The following is a 13976-nucleotide window of genomic DNA, read 5'->3' as shown; positions in this document are numbered from 1 at the left end:
GGCGCGGTAGACTCGGGGGCAGTTGCAACCGAGGAAAGCCATGCACCGGTATATCGTCTACCTGCTCGCCATCCTGATGTTCCCGATATGCCTGTGGCTGGCCACGATCTGGCCGGCCTGGTATTGGGGCGTCGGCCTGACTGCCGCGATGGTGGCGCTGGGGACCTGGGATCTGCTGCAGAAGCGCAGCACGCTGCGCCGCAACTATCCGGTGATGGCGCACTTCCGCTACGGGCTGGAATCGATCGGCCCGGAGATCCGCCAGTACTTCGTGCAGAGCGACCTGGAAGACGTGCCGTTCTCGCGCCAGCAGCGGGCACTGATCTACCAGCGCGCCAAGAACGAGATGGACACGGTGCCGTTCGGCACCCTGCGCAGCACCTATGCGGTGGACTACGAGTGGATCAATCATTCACTGGCACCGACCGCCATCGCCAAGCATGACTTCCGCGTGTTGATCGGCCCGAACTGTGCCAAGCCCTATTCGGCCAGCGTGTTCAACATCTCGGCGATGAGCTTCGGTTCACTGTCGGCCAATGCCATCCGCGCGCTGAACGAAGGCGCGCGCCAGGGCGGCTTCTATCACGACACCGGCGAGGGTTCGATCTCGCCCTACCACCGCGAGATGGGCGGTGACCTGGTATGGGAGATCGGCTCGGGCTACTTCGGTTGCCGTGACGAGAAGGGCGGTTTCAGCGAGGAGCGCTTCGTTGCCAATGCCACCCATGACCAGGTCAAGATGATCGAGATCAAGCTGTCGCAGGGCGCCAAGCCGGGCCACGGTGGCGTGCTGCCGGCGCCGAAGGTGACCGCCGAGATCTCGGTGACGCGTGGCGTGCCGATGGGGGTGGACTGTGTGTCGCCGTCGCGTCACTCGGCGTTCTCGACGCCGGTCGAGCTGCTGCAGTTCGTCGCCCGCCTGCGCGAGTTGTCCGGTGGCAAGCCGGTCGGCTTCAAGCTGGCCATCGGCCACCCGTGGGAGTGGTTCGGCATCGCCAAGGCGATGCAGGAAACCGGGTTGCTGCCGGATTTCATTGTGGTCGACGGCGCCGAGGGCGGCACCGGTGCGGCACCAGCCGAATTTGTCGACCATGTCGGCGTGCCGATGCACGAGGCGCTGCTGCTGGTGCACAACACCCTGGTCGGCCTCGATCTGCGCGATCGCATCCGCATCGGTGCGGCTGGCAAGATCACCAGTGCGTTCGACATCGCGCGGACCATCGCGCTGGGGGCCGACTGGTGCAATGCCGGCCGAGGCTTCATGTTCGCGCTGGGCTGCATCCAATCACTGAGCTGCCATACCGACAAGTGCCCGACCGGCATCGCGACCCAGGATCCCGCACGCTGGAAGCATCTGGATGCACCGGACAAGGCCACTCGTGTGTACAGCTACCACGAGCACACGCTGCATGCCTTGAAGGAACTGCTGTGTGCCGCGGGCCTGAACGACCCGGCTGAACTTGGGCCGGAGCACATCCTGCGTCGTGTTTCGCCGGTGGAGATCCGTTCGCTGGCCTCGCTGTACCGTTACCTGGAACCGGGCGAGCTGCTGCACAAGGTGCCCGACCATGCGGTGTTCCATGCGTTCTGGGCCGATGCACGCAGCGATTCCTTCCAGCCGCCGCCGAAGATCCAGGCACTGCGCGCCAGCAAGTCGCGATAACGTGTTGTGTTGTAGAGCCGAGCCCATGCTCGGCTGATCTTCGTTCCAACATCGCGATGCGTGATCGAGAAGCAGCCGAGCATGGGCTCGGCTCTACAAGGAGGCGCCATGCAGTTCAGGACCGGCACCATGGATGACGTGGCCATGTTGTGGGCGCTGCGCACGCGTTGCGTGCGCGAGACCTGCAGCAGCCATTACCCGCCCGAAGTCATTGCGCCCTGGTCTGCCTCGCCGCCACCGTCGCAGTACGCGCGGCTGTTGTCGCAGGGTGGCTGCGTAGTGGCCGAGGACGAGCAGGGCAGTCTGCTCGGCTTCGGCGTGTTTGATGCCGATGCCAATGAAGTCGACGCGTTGTTCGTCGATCCGGATCGTGGCGGCAAGGGCATCGGCCAGGCGCTGATGCAGCGCCTGCTGGCGATGGCCGATCCTGAGCGTGAGGTGGTGCTGTCGGCCTCGCTCAACGCCGTGCCGTTCTATCAGCGGCAGGGGTTCATCAGTGTGCGCGAAGAGGCCTACCCGCATCCCAGCGGCATGGCGCTGGCTTCGGTGAGCATGCGCCGGCCGTGGTGAGTGCTCGTTTTCTGCGTTCTGTAGAGCCGAGCCCACGCTCGGCTGCTTTTGATTCAAGCCGAGCGTGGGCTCGGCTCTACAGGTAGCGCAGCCGAGCATGGCTCGACGCTACAAGGCCGGTTTCAGCGCCCGGCCAACCACCCGATCACGCCTTCCGCAGCACGCAGGCCACTGGCGTAGCACGCGGTCAGCAGGTAGCCCCCCGTCGGTGCCTCCCAGTCCAGCATCTCGCCGGCACAGAACACCCCGGGCACTGCCCGCAGCATCAGGCCATCATCCAGCGCACCCAGGCGCACGCCACCGGCGGTGCTGATCACTTCGGCCATTGGCCGGGGACGCAGCAGGCGCAGCGGCAGGCGCTTGAGCGTAGCCGCCACAGCCGGCAGGTCGTTGCCCGCTTCTTTACCCAGAATCTCGAACACCAGTGCGGCTTTCACTGCATCCAGGCCGGCCTGGCGGCGCAGGTGCTCGCCGAAGCTGCGGCCCTTGCGCGGGCGTGACAGATCGGCCAGCAGGCGCGTCTCGTCACGGCCCGGCACCAGGTCCAGCCACAGCATCGCGTGGCCATCGCGGTTGATGGTCTCACGCAGGTCCGCCGCCAACGCGTAGATCAGGCTGCCTTCGATGCCGTACTCGCTGGCCACGCATTCGCCCTGCAGCGACTGTGGCTGTCCGGCCAGGTCGATCCAGTGCGCGACCACCGGCTTCAATGGCGCGCCGGCATTGCGCTGGGCGAAGAATGGGGTCCAGCCCACGTCGAAACCGCAGTTGGCCGACTGCAGCGGTGCGATGTCCACGCCACGGGCCTGCAGTGGCGCGACCCAGGCGCCGTCGCTGCCCAGCTGCGGCCAGCTGCCGCCGCCCATGGCCAGCAGGGTGGCATCGGCATGTACTTCAACGGCGCCGTCTTCGGTTTCAAAGCGCAATGCGCCTTCATCACTCCAGCCGATCCAGCGGTGGTTGGCGTGCAGGCGCACACCCTGCTCCTTCAACCGACGCACCCAGCCGCGCAGCAGCGGCGCTGCCTTGCGGTCGACCGGGAACACGCGGCCAGAGCTGCCCACGTAGGTCTCCACGCCGAAGCCGGCGGCCCAGTCACGCAGTGCCTGCGCGTCGAAGCCATCCAGCCAGCTGCAGACCACGGCAGCCTGCTCGCGGTAGCGGCTGTCGAACAGCGGGCGCGGATCGGAATGGGTCAGGTTGAGTCCGCCCTTGCCGGCGATCAGGAACTTGCGGCCGGGCGATCCCTTGGCCTCGTACAGGTCGACCTCCAGCCCAGCGGCGCGCAGGCGCTCGGCGGCGAACAGGCCGGCCGGGCCGCCGCCGATGACGGCGACCCGCTGGGGCAGTGCGGTATTACGGTTTGACATCGAGCAGCTCGACGTCGAACACCAGAGACGAGCCGGCCGGAATCGGGCCAACCCGGCGGTCGCCGTAGCCGTAGTCCGGTGGGATCATCAGCGTGCGCTTGCCGCCGACCTTCATGCCGGCCACGCCCTCATCCCAGCCGCGGATGACCTGGCCGGCGCCGAGTGCGAAGGTGAACGGCTCGCCACGGCTGACCGAGCTGTCGAAGGTCTTGCCGTGCTTGGTCTCGGTGCGGTTGTCATAGATCCAGCCGGTGTAGTGCACGGTGACCTTGTTGCCGGCAACGGCCTCGGTGCCGGTGCCTGGGACGGTATCGATGCGCTCGAAGGTGGTCAGGGTGCCACCCGGCGGCGGGCCGGACGGTTCGGTCGAGCAGCCAACGGCGGCGAGGGACAGCAGCAGGGGAAGCAGCAGGCGGCGCATCGGGCGTCTCCGGAAGGGCGCAGGGCGAGGGCGGCAAGGGTAGCGCATCGGCGCCGGGTATCATGGGGGCATGGCAAAACTCCTGCTCAATCTGCGCAATGTCGGCGACGACGAATATGCCGATGTCTGCACGCTGCTCGACCAGCACGGCATCGCCTGGTATCGCACCGAACCCAGCCCCTGGGGCATTTCCAACGGCGGCCTGTGGCTGCGCGAGGACGCCGATCATCCGCGTGCGAAGGCGCTGATGGCGGAGTACCAGGCCGAACGCGGGCCGCGCATCCGTGCCGAGCGCGAGCAGGCGTTGCGCGAGGGCACGGCGGAGACCTTCGGTAGCCTGTTCCGGCGCCGACCGGGGTATGTGGTGCTGGTGCTGCTGGCGATGGCCGGTGCGGCGGCGCTGGTGCTGCTGCCGTTCGTGCTGTTGCGGGGGTAAGGGGGTTCGGCCGGGTTGCACCCGGCACCCGCAGAGGCAACGGCAACGTCAAAAGCCGGGCTTCAGTGGGAGGGCGGGGCGGTGTGGGCACGCGGGGGACGGCAAAAGCTGCTCCTGCGTGCCTCGTAGAGCGCCTTGCTCGTGTGCGCTGTCCTGCGCACACGGCAAGACCGGGGTTGGGCATCCTGCCCAACCCGCCCGGCGCATGCCCCGGGCCCATGGCGCTCTGCGCCCCCGCCTGCCCACACCGCCCCACCCCTGACAGATTCCGGGTGTCTGCCGGGCTTGGGGTCGGATCCCTCTGCCGTGCAGAGGGCTCTGATCCCTGAATCTGTCTGTGCGGGCAGGAGGCGCTAAAATGGCAGGATGATCGCCAATACCGCCGCTTACCATTTCGCCGTCATCGACGCTCCCCAGGCCCTCTGCGACCAGCTGCTGGCGCGTGCCGAGGCGGCGGAGCTGCGCGGCACGATCCTGGTGGCGGGCGAGGGGCTGAACCTGTTCCTGGCAGGTGCGCCAGAGGCGGTCGAGGGTTTCTACGTGGCACTGCGTTCCGACGCGCGCTTTGCCGATATGCGGGTCAAGACCAGCCTCAGTGAGCATCAGCCGTTCGCGCGGCTGAAGGCCAAGGTGAAGGACGAGATCATCAGCTTCCGCCGTGACGACGGCCAGCCATTGGACTATCCGCGCGCGCCGGCGATCGATCCGGCCACGGTGCAGCGCTGGTTGCGCCAGGGGCATGATGACGCCGGCAAGCCGGTGGTGATGCTCGATACGCGCAACCTGCAGGAAGTGGAGTACGGCACCTTCAAGGATGCGCTGGTGCTGCCCATCCACAAGTTCACCGACCTGCCCGAGGCGCTGGCGCCGCACCGCGAAGCGCTGAAGGACAGCACCGTGGTCAGTTTCTGCACCGGTGGCATCCGCTGCGAGAAGGCCGCGCTGTGGATGGTCAATGACGGCATGGACAATGTGCTGCAGCTCGATGGCGGCATCCTCGGCTACTTCGAGGAGGTGGGCGGCGAAGGCTACGAAGGCCGCTGCTTCGTGTTCGATGAGCGCGTGGCGCTGGACGCCGAGCTGAAGCCGATGGTGGACCAGCCGCTGCCGGAGCCGCGCCCCAGCGCGTTCTGACCGCGCTTCTGTAGCGCCGAGCCCATGCTCGGCTCTACACGATCCGGTGGGCGCTGAACCTGCCCCCACGGGAATCAGCATCCCGCCACCGTCACTGGCCGCGGCGCCGGGCCGTCCCCATGCATGGGGGATCCTGTGACGGAAAAACGCCTGATGATCCCGTTGTCGATCCTTGACCTGGCCCCGGTCTGCGAGGGCAGTGACACCACAGCCGCTTTCGCCAACATGCTGGAACTGGCCCAGCACGCCGATGCGCTGGGCTACCGCCGCTACTGGCTGGCCGAACACCACAACATGCCCGGCATCGCCAGCGCGGCCACCGCTGTGCTGATCGGCCATGTGGCCGGGGGTACAAAGCGCATCCGCGTCGGTGCCGGCGGCATCATGCTGCCGAACCATGCCCCGCTGCAGGTGGCTGAGCAGTTCGGCACGCTGGCCTCGCTGTATCCGGATCGCATCGACCTCGGCCTGGGCCGCGCGCCGGGCACCGATCAGCCGACCGCGCGTGCACTGCGCCGCTACTTCGACAGCGCCGACCAGTTCCCGCAGGATGTGCGCGAGCTGCTGCACTACTTCGAGCCGGTACAGCCCGGGCAGGCGGTGCAGGCGGTTCCAGGTGGTGGCCTGCGGGTGCCGACCTGGATCCTCGGTTCCAGCCTGTTCGGTGCGCGCATGGCCGCCTCGATGGGCCTGCCGTATGCGTTCGCCTCGCACTTCGCGCCCGACGTGATGGACGAAGCGCTGGCGGTGTACCGCCGCGAGTTCCGCCCTTCGGCCGCGTTGAAGCAGCCGCACGCGATGCTGGCCCTGAACGTTGTCGCCAGCGACAGCGAAGCCGAGTCACGCCGCCTGTTCACCAGCCAGCAGCAGAGTTTCGTCAATCTGCGCCGTGGCCGGCCGGGCAAGATTCCGGCGCCCATCGACGACATCGAATCGTTCTGGGAACCGCATGAAAAGCTGGGGGTGGAGCGGGCATTGGCCTGCACCGTGCTGGGTGATCCGCAGCAGGTGGCCGAGGGCATCGCCGCCTTCGTCGAACGGCACAAGCCCGACGAACTGATGCTCACCGCCAATCTGTACGACCACCGCGCACGCCTGCGTTCGTTCGAACTGGCGATGCAGGCCTGGCACGCCCGCCACGCGGGCTGAACAATTGCGTCACGGCCTGTTGCGGCCGATCCGCGTCTGATGGGGGCTCCCACTTCTGGAGTCCCCACCATGGCCGAGACCCGTGCCGAACACATTGCCCAACTGGCCGAGCTGATCAAGGACGTGGAGGTGGCCATGTTCACCACCACCGGCGTCGACGGGCGACTCTACAGCCGGCCGCTGGCCACCCAGCAGGTCGCCTTCGACGGTGACCTGTGGTTCGTGATCACCGGCGACAGCCCGAAGGTGGCCGAGATCGCGCTCGATCCGCGGGTCAACGTGGCCTACGCCTCGCCCTCGAAGAACACCTACGTGTCGGTGGCGGGGCGGGCACGCGTGGTCGATGATCGCGCGAAGATCGAGGAGCTGTGGTCACCGGCGATGAAGCTGTTCTTCCCCGGTGGCAAGGATGACCCCAACCTTCGCCTGATCCATGTGCGCGCCGACAGTGCCGAATACTGGGATGGCCCGGGCACTCTGCTGGGCACGGCGCTGAGCTTCGTGCTGTCTGCAGTGCAGGACGAGCCGACGGCGTTGGCCGACAATGGATTCATCGATCTGCGCTGAGGGCTTCGGCCCGCCGGGCCATGCCCGGCGGGCGCTGCAACAGCAATCAGAACCAGCGCTGGAACAGTTCCACCGTATAGCCCACCAGCTGCCCCGAACTGAAACCGAAGAATGCGATCGCTGCCAGCGCCGCGATCCAGTTGAACAGCATCAGCGCGCCATCGCGTTCCAGCAGCGCCAACGAGAACAGCAGCAGCTGGAAGCCGAACAGGAAGTTGGTGAAGGGAATCGGCAGCGACAGCAGCAGGCCCAGCAACACCAGCAGCAGGCCGCTGAAGGCGTGGGCGGGCAGCGGTGTCAGCAGTTGCGGCATGCGTGGTTTCAGCATCTTGTCCAGGCGCCGAAGCGGGCGGTCGATGCGGTCCAGGAAACGGTGCATGGTGCCGCGCTTTGGCCCGCGGCGGGCGATGAAGCCCGGCAGCCAGGGGCGGCGCAGGCAGCACAGCATCTGCAGGCCGATCAGCATCACCAATGGACCGCTGACCGCGCCGCCCATGCCCGGAATCGGAATGAACGAGGGCAGGATCGCCACGAACAGGAACACGCCGAACGCGCCCTGCTGCAGGTTGCACAGGATCTGGCCCAGCGGCATGTGCTCGGCCGGATCGCCGGAGGCGAACATCTCCAGCAGGGTGCGGATGCCCTCGTTGCGGTAGGCCGGGCGCTGGGCGCCCGGGCCCTGGCCGGCCTCAGGCGGTGAGCTCATCGGCCTGCTCGTCGGACAACGTGCGCAGCAGCAGCTTGTCCACCCGCGCACCGTCCAGGTCGACCACTTCGAAGCGCCAGCCGGCCCAGTCGAAGTACTCGCCCGCGTGCGGAATGCGGCCGAAGTAGTGGATGCACATGCCGGCCAGCGTGTAGTAGTCGCCGTCCTCGGCGTCGGGCAGGTCGTTGCTGCCGATCAGTTCGCGCACGTCTTCGATCGGCAGTGAGCCGTCCACCAGCAGCGAGCCGTCCTCGCGGGTCACCACCAGCGCATCTTCGTCGGCGTTCTCCACCGCCTGCAGGCGGCCGACCACGGCACCCATCAGGTCACTGATGGTCACCAGGCCCTGGATCTCGCCGTACTCGTCCACCACCAGCGCCATCGACTGCTGTTCCTCGCGGAAGATCTCCAGCAGCTTCATCGCGTGGGTTGATTCGGAAACGTACAGCGGTTCCCGCAGGGTCTGGAACAGCGCGTTGTCGCCGCGCGCCATGCGCGTGGCCAGCGATTTCAGTTCGAGCACGCCGACCACGTCCATGTCGTTGTCGCGGTACACCGGGTACCGCGAGAACTCGTGCTCGGCCATGATCTCCAGGTTGCGCTCCAGCCCGGCCTGGGTGTCGAGCCAGGCGATGCGGTTGCGCGGGGTCATCAGGCTGTCGGCGGTGCGGTCGCCCAGGCGCATCACGCGGTTCATCATGTCGCGCTCGTGGGCGTCGATCACCCCGGCCTCGTGGCTCTCGGCCACCAGCATGCGGATCTCTTCTTCGGTCACCGAGGCGACTTCATCCTTGCCCAGGCCGAACAGCCGCAGGACCAGCTGGGTCGTCTTGGACAACAGCCAGACGAAGGGCAGGGCCAACCTGGCCAGCCAGCTCATCGGCATGGCGACCAGGCCGGCAATGGCCTCGGAGCGGGTCAGGGCCAGACGCTTGGGAACCAGTTCGCCGAAGATCAGCGTGATGAAGGTGATCAGCGAGACCGCCAGGGCGGTGCCTACCTCGCGCGCGTACGCAAAGCCGGGCATCAAGCCCTGCAGCCAGCCGGCGATCGCGTCGCCGATCGCATCACCGCCGAGGTAGCCGGTCAGCACGCCGATCACGGTGATGCCGATCTGCACGGTGGACAGGAAGCTCTCCGGCTTCTCCGACAGCTCCAGTGCCTTGGCGGCGCGCTTGGAGGTGGCGGCCATCTGCTTCAGGCGGCTCTTGCGCGAGGTCATGACCGACATCTCGGACATGGCGAAGAAGCCGTTCAGGAGAACCAGCGCGAAGACAATCAGGATCATTTCAAACACGGGCATCGTCCCCGGTTGGTGGCAGGGAGGGCGGGTGCTTGCGATGGCGGCTGGCGCTCAGGAACAGGGTCCGGCGCGGCGCAGGGGGATAAGGGTCGTCGTCCATAAGGTGCGCCCGAGGGCGCGCTGGCATCTTAGCAAAGGGGCGTGGCAGGGTGGCAACCGCCTGTTCAGGTTGGGGGCTCCAGAGCCCCGAAAGGGTACGGGGATACCCGTGATGGTCATCTAGCCGTCATAATTCCGTCTGGTGCCGTCCTTCCCGCGACGGCTGACAGGTTTCTCAATGTTCTCTCTGCAGACCATTTTCGGTTCCGGCAAACAGTTCTACACCCTGCTTGATGAGGCTGCCGTCGCGGCCTCCGACGCCGCCAAGGCGCTGCATTCCATGCTGCGCGAGGCCGACCGCCAGCCCGCGCTGGACGCCTTCAAGCTGGCCCGCCTGCGCGAGCGCGCGGCCTCGGACAAGATCAGCCAGGCGCTGGTAGACAGCTTCATGACCCCGATCGAGCGCGAAGACATCGAAGCGCTGGGTTCGGCCCTGTACAAGATTCCGAAGCAGATCGAGAAGTTCGCCGATCGCTATTCGCTGGCAACGACCCACCTGGAGCACATCGACTTCGCGCCGCGCGCGGCGATGCTGGAACAGGCTGCCGGCGTGGTGGTGGAGATGGTCGCCGACCTGCGCCACATGAACCTGGACCGGATGACCGCGCTCAACGAGAAGCTGCGCTCGCTGGAGAACGAGGCCGACCGCCTGATGCTCGAGCTGTACCGCGACATCTATTCCGGTCGCCTGGACAACCTGCAGATGTTCCTGCTGAAGGAATTCTTCGAGATCCTGGAAAAGGCCATCGACCGATGCCGCGAGGCCGGCGTGGTGGCGTACCAGATCGTGTTGAAGAACAGCTGACGGACGCCGCCGCATGTTGACCCTTGTCCTGGTGGTGATCCTGGCCGCGCTCGTTTTCGAGTTCATCAACGGCTTCCACGACACCGCCAACTCCATTGCCACCGTGGTGGCGACCAAGGTGCTCTCGCCCGGCTGGGCGGTGATGCTGGCCGCCTTCATGAACCTCATCGGCGCGTTGACCGGTACCGCGGTGGCGCTGACCATCGCCTCGGGCCTGCTCAACACCAACGTGGTCGACGTCACCCCGCAGGTGATCCTGTGCGCCCTGCTGGGCGGCATCATCTGGAACCTGATCACCTGGTGGAAGGGCCTGCCGTCCTCGTCCTCGCACGCCCTGATCGGTGGCCTCTGCGGCGCCGGCCTGGCTGCGGCCCACAACAACTGGGACGCTCTGATCTGGTCCGAGCGCCTGGGCAGCTGGGCGCAGAACAAGGGCCTGCTGTGGAAGGTGTTCGTGCCGATGATCACCTCGCCGATCGCCGGCTTCCTGCTCGGCATCGTGGTGATGGTGCTGCTGTGGGCGCTGATCGCCGGCCTGGCCAAGATCGGTGGTGCCATCGGCCGCCTGGCCCGCCCGCGCATCGTCAACGCGTTCTTCGGCAAGGCGCAGATCGCCTCGGCGGCCTACATGGGCTTTGCTCACGGCCACAACGATGCGCAGAAGACCATGGGCATCATCGCCATGACACTGATCGGTGCAGAAGCCACCGGCGCACTGAACGACCTGCCGTCCTGGCTGGCCTTCATGCACCCGGATGCGCATGCCGGTGACGGCATCGCGATGTGGATCGTGCTGACCTGTGCGGTGGTGATGGCTGCCGGTACCGCCTCGGGTGGCTGGAAGATCATCAAGACCCTGGGCCACAAGATGGTCAAGCTGCACCCGATCCACGGCTTCGCCGCGGAGACCAGCTCGGCCACCATCCTGACCCTGGCCGCCCACTTCGGCATGCCGGTCTCGACCACGCACAGCATCTCCACCGCGATCATGGGCGTCGGCTTCGCCAAGAACCCGCGCTCGCTGAAGTTCGGCGTGATCGAACGCATCGTCTGGGCCTGGATCCTGACCATCCCGGCAGCAGGCGGTTGTGCGTACCTGATCCTGAAGCTGTTCGAGCTGGTCGGCTGGACCTGATCTGCACGCACACGTTGCACAAAAAAAGCCCGCCGTATTCCGGCGGGCTTTTTTCATGGGCAGATCATTCTTCCGTATCAAGCGTGTCGACCAAGGTCGACACCCACCAGAGCAGTGCACGACGCCGTTCCGACAGTTCGCGGAGATCTGTCGAAGGCGGGGCGGGGCCGGTTGTGGGGGTGTCCGCGGCATGGATGCCGCGGACAAGCCCCCAGGGACGGGTTTACGGCGTCCCCCGCAACCGGCCCCACCCCGCCCAACCACGGAAAGCCCGCTTTTGCCGTTGCCGTTGATTCGGCGGGTGCCGGGCCGCAGGCCCGGCCGAACCCCTCAATTACGCTGGAACAGCGCCTGCACATCCTTGCGGAACGCCGCCTGGCTGTCGGCCCGGCTGTAGAACATGTGCCCACCCGGATAACTACGCACCTGCACCCGGTCCGGATTGCTGCCCATCACCGGCATCTGATCCACCGTCAGGATCGACCCCATGAACGGGCACGACAGGTCGTTCCACCCATGCACGATCAGCACCTGGAGGTGCGGGTCGATCGCCACCGCCTGGCGCAACTGGGTCACCGCGCCCTGGCGCAGCTCGCCGTTGCGGTCCCACAGCCGGTTCACGTCGTAATTCAGCGCCTGGTAGCGCGCATCCACCTTCCAGCCGACCACGCGCGTCACGAAGTCGACCATCGCCGTGGTGGTCGGTGCAATGATGCTGTCCAGCAGCGGATCATTGGCGCGCTGCTCCGGATCATTCGGGAACGGATCGAACGCGGTCACGTTCGAGTCGTAGCGGCTGCCCAGCGTGCCCTTGTCGCGGAACACCTCACGCAGATAGGCCTGCGTCTCCAGGCGGCCACCGGCGCGGCGCACGAACTGCGGGTCCAGCCCGGTCAGCTCGGTTACCCGGTGCAGCATCGCCTCGGTCGCCTGCGGGTCGCTGCGGCCCTTCATCAGCGCGGTGGCGTAGTCGCCACGGGTGTACTCCACCACGTCACGCATCGCTGCATCCGTCAGCTTGCCCTGGCGCTCCAGGTGCGCTGCAGCGATCGACGGCAGCGTCTGCATCCACGCCATCGGCGAGACATCGGCGTTGTCTTCCAAGGTCGGGCTCAGGTAGGGCGAGACCAGCACCAGGCCGTTCATCGCCACGCCCAGCCGGGTCTGCAGGAAGTGGGTGATGCGGGGGCCACGGTAGCCACCGTAGCTCTCGCCGGTCAGGTACTTGCGTGCGCCCATGCGCTGGTTGCGCAGCAGCCAGTCGTAGATCGAGCGCGACAGGTATTCGATGTCAGCGCCGGGGTTGTACAGCTGCTTCTTCGCCTCGTCATCGCCGATGCGCGCGCGGCTGAAGCCGGTGCCGACCGGATCGATGAACACCAGATCGGTGAAGTCCAGCCAGGTGCCGGGGTTGTCGTGCAGGGTGGCGGGTGCCGAGGCGCTGTCACCCTCCGAACCAAAGGTGACCACCTTGGGTCCGATTGCGCCCATGTTGAGGTAGACCGACGATGCACCCGGGCCGCCGTTGAGCGCGAAGGTCACCGGCCGGTCCTTGCCCGGCATCGTATAGGCGGTGAACACCACATCGGCGATCACCTTGCCTTTCGCATCACGCACCGGCAGGGTACCGACGGTGGCGGTGTAGTCCAGGGTGCGGCCCGCCAGGCGCATGCTCTGGCGGGCCGAGGCATCGGCGGGCAGCGCAGTCGCTTCGGTCTTGTCGTCTTTCGGATCGGCCTTGGCCTCGGCGTCAGGCGCGGCCAGCACGCTTGCAGGGGCGATGAGCAGGCCGACGCAGAGCGCGGCAGTATGCAGCAGGGACTTCATGGCACCGGATTGGCAGCGGAAGGGGGTTCCGATGCTAGGCCGGTGGCGGGCATGCCGTATGTGTCCAAAGGCATGGCCGCGCGTCGAGGCCGCCACTGGCCAGATTGGGTCAAGCGGGCAGAGGAGTGCGCACGTCGTCGTCGGCCAGCAGGCCGTATACCGCCGAATCGGACAGTTCGCCCTGGATGCGCCAACGCTGCCGCAGCACGCCCTCCAGGTGAAAGCCCAGCCGTTCAAGCACGTGTGCCGAGGGCCGGTTGCGCGGGTCGACTTCGGCTTCCACGCGATGCAGGTGCAGGGTCTGGAACAGGTAGTCCAGCAGGTGCTGAAGCGCTTCGTGCATGTAGCCCTGGCCCTGCCTGTCGGGGGCCAGCAGGTAGCCGATCTCGGCACGTGCGGCATCGCGGTCCAGGGCGAACACCACGCAGATGCCCAGCAACGGTCCGTCCAGCGTTTCGCGCACGGCCAGCTTGAGCTGGGTGCCGGTGGCCTGTGCGGCCAGGTCATCGTCGATCTGCGCACGCGCCTCGGCCGGTCGTGTCCACGCCGGGTGGTTCCAGAACCGCATCACGTCCGGATCGGACTGGATCGCGAACAGGGCGGCCGCATCGTCGCGGCGGATCGGGCTCAGGACCAGGCGTGCGCTGTGCAGCGGCAGGCCCGGGAACAGCAGCGAGTGGCTGGCCAATACGATGATCCACGCGGATGGACGCGCATTATGGCGCCGCCGGGTTTGCCGATGGGGGCGGGATCTCTGTAGAGCCGAGCCGATGCTCGGCTGCCCGGCACGG

14 protein-coding genes are annotated in these 13976 nt (G+C 66.8%); 8 read left to right on the top strand and 6 right to left on the bottom strand.

The window, feature by feature from the left end; translation table 11 throughout:
• Positions 1–40 precede the first annotated feature (40 nt).
• Both RI032_RS01485 and RI032_RS01480 read left to right on the top strand, forming a co-directional pair.
• Complete coding sequence (locus RI032_RS01485) at positions 41–1663, top strand: FMN-binding glutamate synthase family protein (RefSeq protein WP_043402155.1); 1623 nt, start codon at positions 41–43, stop codon at positions 1661–1663.
• Between the two features lie 108 nt (positions 1664–1771).
• Positions 1772–2233: a GNAT family N-acetyltransferase gene (locus RI032_RS01480; protein ID WP_010486029.1), complete on the top strand. Its 462-nt coding sequence runs from the start codon at positions 1772–1774 to the stop codon at positions 2231–2233.
• Between the two features lie 122 nt (positions 2234–2355).
• On the opposite strand, the gene RI032_RS01475 is transcribed toward RI032_RS01480, so the two are convergent.
• The gene (locus tag RI032_RS01475; RefSeq protein WP_322547746.1) at positions 2356–3603 is read right to left on the bottom strand and encodes a TIGR03862 family flavoprotein; all 1248 of its coding nucleotides are present in this window, start codon (positions 3601–3603) and stop codon (positions 2356–2358) included.
• Positions 3590–4024 (bottom strand): FKBP-type peptidyl-prolyl cis-trans isomerase, encoded by a 435-nt coding sequence (locus RI032_RS01470; RefSeq protein WP_004152813.1) that lies wholly within the window; start codon positions 4022–4024, stop codon positions 3590–3592. Before RI032_RS01470 ends, RI032_RS01475 begins: the two co-directional genes overlap by 14 nt.
• Positions 4025–4094: 70 nt before the next feature.
• Here RI032_RS01470 and RI032_RS01465 point away from each other — a divergent pair, with 70 nt between their 5' ends.
• The 4 genes from RI032_RS01465 (at position 4095) to RI032_RS01450 (ending at position 7310) form a co-directional block, all read left to right on the top strand.
• Positions 4095–4460 carry a DUF6164 family protein gene (locus tag RI032_RS01465; protein ID WP_010486017.1) on the top strand — a complete coding sequence of 122 codons (366 nt, stop codon included), beginning with the start codon at positions 4095–4097 and terminating at the stop codon, positions 4458–4460.
• A gap of 366 nt (positions 4461–4826) precedes the next feature.
• Positions 4827–5594 carry a sulfurtransferase gene (locus RI032_RS01460; protein WP_019338429.1) on the top strand — a complete coding sequence of 256 codons (768 nt, stop codon included), beginning with the start codon at positions 4827–4829 and terminating at the stop codon, positions 5592–5594.
• A gap of 153 nt (positions 5595–5747) precedes the next feature.
• Complete coding sequence (locus tag RI032_RS01455; RefSeq protein ID WP_057502324.1) at positions 5748–6743, top strand: LLM class flavin-dependent oxidoreductase; 996 nt, start codon at positions 5748–5750, stop codon at positions 6741–6743.
• A 69-nt stretch (positions 6744–6812) separates the two neighbouring features.
• A complete protein-coding gene (locus tag RI032_RS01450; protein WP_010486012.1) occupies positions 6813–7310 on the top strand; it encodes a pyridoxamine 5'-phosphate oxidase family protein in 498 nt (165 codons plus the stop codon).
• 46 nt (positions 7311–7356) lie between these two features.
• On the opposite strand, the gene RI032_RS01445 is transcribed toward RI032_RS01450, so the two are convergent.
• Together RI032_RS01445 and RI032_RS01440 are read right to left on the bottom strand one after the other, a co-directional pair.
• The gene (locus RI032_RS01445) at positions 7357–8016 is read right to left on the bottom strand and encodes an exopolysaccharide biosynthesis protein (RefSeq protein WP_322547745.1); all 660 of its coding nucleotides are present in this window, start codon (positions 8014–8016) and stop codon (positions 7357–7359) included.
• Positions 8000–9304, bottom strand: a complete 1305-nt coding sequence (locus RI032_RS01440) for a hemolysin family protein (protein ID WP_032952709.1) — start codon at positions 9302–9304, stop codon at positions 8000–8002. The genes RI032_RS01445 and RI032_RS01440 overlap by 17 nt, the downstream gene beginning before the upstream one ends.
• Positions 9305–9596: 292 nt before the next feature.
• Between RI032_RS01440 and RI032_RS01435 the strand changes: the two genes are divergently transcribed.
• A complete protein-coding gene (locus RI032_RS01435; protein WP_004152833.1) occupies positions 9597–10223 on the top strand; it encodes a DUF47 domain-containing protein in 627 nt (208 codons plus the stop codon).
• A gap of 13 nt (positions 10224–10236) precedes the next feature.
• Entirely contained in the window at positions 10237–11358 is a 1122-nt protein-coding gene (locus RI032_RS01430; RefSeq protein WP_019338433.1) for an inorganic phosphate transporter, read from the top strand.
• A 330-nt stretch (positions 11359–11688) separates the two neighbouring features.
• Here RI032_RS01430 and RI032_RS01425 read toward each other — a convergent pair whose 3' ends face one another.
• Together RI032_RS01425 and RI032_RS01420 are read right to left on the bottom strand one after the other, a co-directional pair.
• Positions 11689–13185: a S10 family peptidase gene (locus RI032_RS01425; RefSeq protein WP_322547744.1), complete on the bottom strand. Its 1497-nt coding sequence runs from the start codon at positions 13183–13185 to the stop codon at positions 11689–11691.
• 109 nt (positions 13186–13294) lie between these two features.
• Positions 13295–13873, bottom strand: a complete 579-nt coding sequence (locus tag RI032_RS01420; RefSeq protein ID WP_010486002.1) for a GNAT family N-acetyltransferase — start codon at positions 13871–13873, stop codon at positions 13295–13297.
• Between the last annotated feature and the right edge of the window lie 103 nt (positions 13874–13976).

The sequence above is a fragment of the Stenotrophomonas geniculata genome (genome assembly GCF_034508895.1).
In the GTDB taxonomy this organism is placed as follows: domain Bacteria; phylum Pseudomonadota; class Gammaproteobacteria; order Xanthomonadales; family Xanthomonadaceae; genus Stenotrophomonas; species Stenotrophomonas geniculata.
Note: the sequence above shows the minus strand (reverse complement) of the source record. Positions and strands in the feature narration are given on the sequence as shown.

Coding starts and splice junctions, on each gene's coding strand:
- RI032_RS01485 (WP_043402155.1), top strand. CDS start 41: ATGCACCGGTATATCGTCTACCTGCTCGCCATCCTGATGTTCCCGATA.
- RI032_RS01480 (WP_010486029.1), top strand. CDS start 1,772: ATGCAGTTCAGGACCGGCACCATGGATGACGTGGCCATGTTGTGGGCG.
- RI032_RS01475 (WP_322547746.1), bottom strand. CDS start 3,603: ATGTCAAACCGTAATACCGCACTGCCCCAGCGGGTCGCCGTCATCGGC.
- RI032_RS01470 (WP_004152813.1), bottom strand. CDS start 4,024: ATGCGCCGCCTGCTGCTTCCCCTGCTGCTGTCCCTCGCCGCCGTTGGC.
- RI032_RS01465 (WP_010486017.1), top strand. CDS start 4,095: ATGGCAAAACTCCTGCTCAATCTGCGCAATGTCGGCGACGACGAATAT.
- RI032_RS01460 (WP_019338429.1), top strand. CDS start 4,827: ATGATCGCCAATACCGCCGCTTACCATTTCGCCGTCATCGACGCTCCC.
- RI032_RS01455 (WP_057502324.1), top strand. CDS start 5,748: ATGATCCCGTTGTCGATCCTTGACCTGGCCCCGGTCTGCGAGGGCAGT.
- RI032_RS01450 (WP_010486012.1), top strand. CDS start 6,813: ATGGCCGAGACCCGTGCCGAACACATTGCCCAACTGGCCGAGCTGATC.
- RI032_RS01445 (WP_322547745.1), bottom strand. CDS start 8,016: ATGAGCTCACCGCCTGAGGCCGGCCAGGGCCCGGGCGCCCAGCGCCCG.
- RI032_RS01440 (WP_032952709.1), bottom strand. CDS start 9,304: ATGATCCTGATTGTCTTCGCGCTGGTTCTCCTGAACGGCTTCTTCGCC.
- RI032_RS01435 (WP_004152833.1), top strand. CDS start 9,597: ATGTTCTCTCTGCAGACCATTTTCGGTTCCGGCAAACAGTTCTACACC.
- RI032_RS01430 (WP_019338433.1), top strand. CDS start 10,237: ATGTTGACCCTTGTCCTGGTGGTGATCCTGGCCGCGCTCGTTTTCGAG.
- RI032_RS01425 (WP_322547744.1), bottom strand. CDS start 13,185: ATGAAGTCCCTGCTGCATACTGCCGCGCTCTGCGTCGGCCTGCTCATC.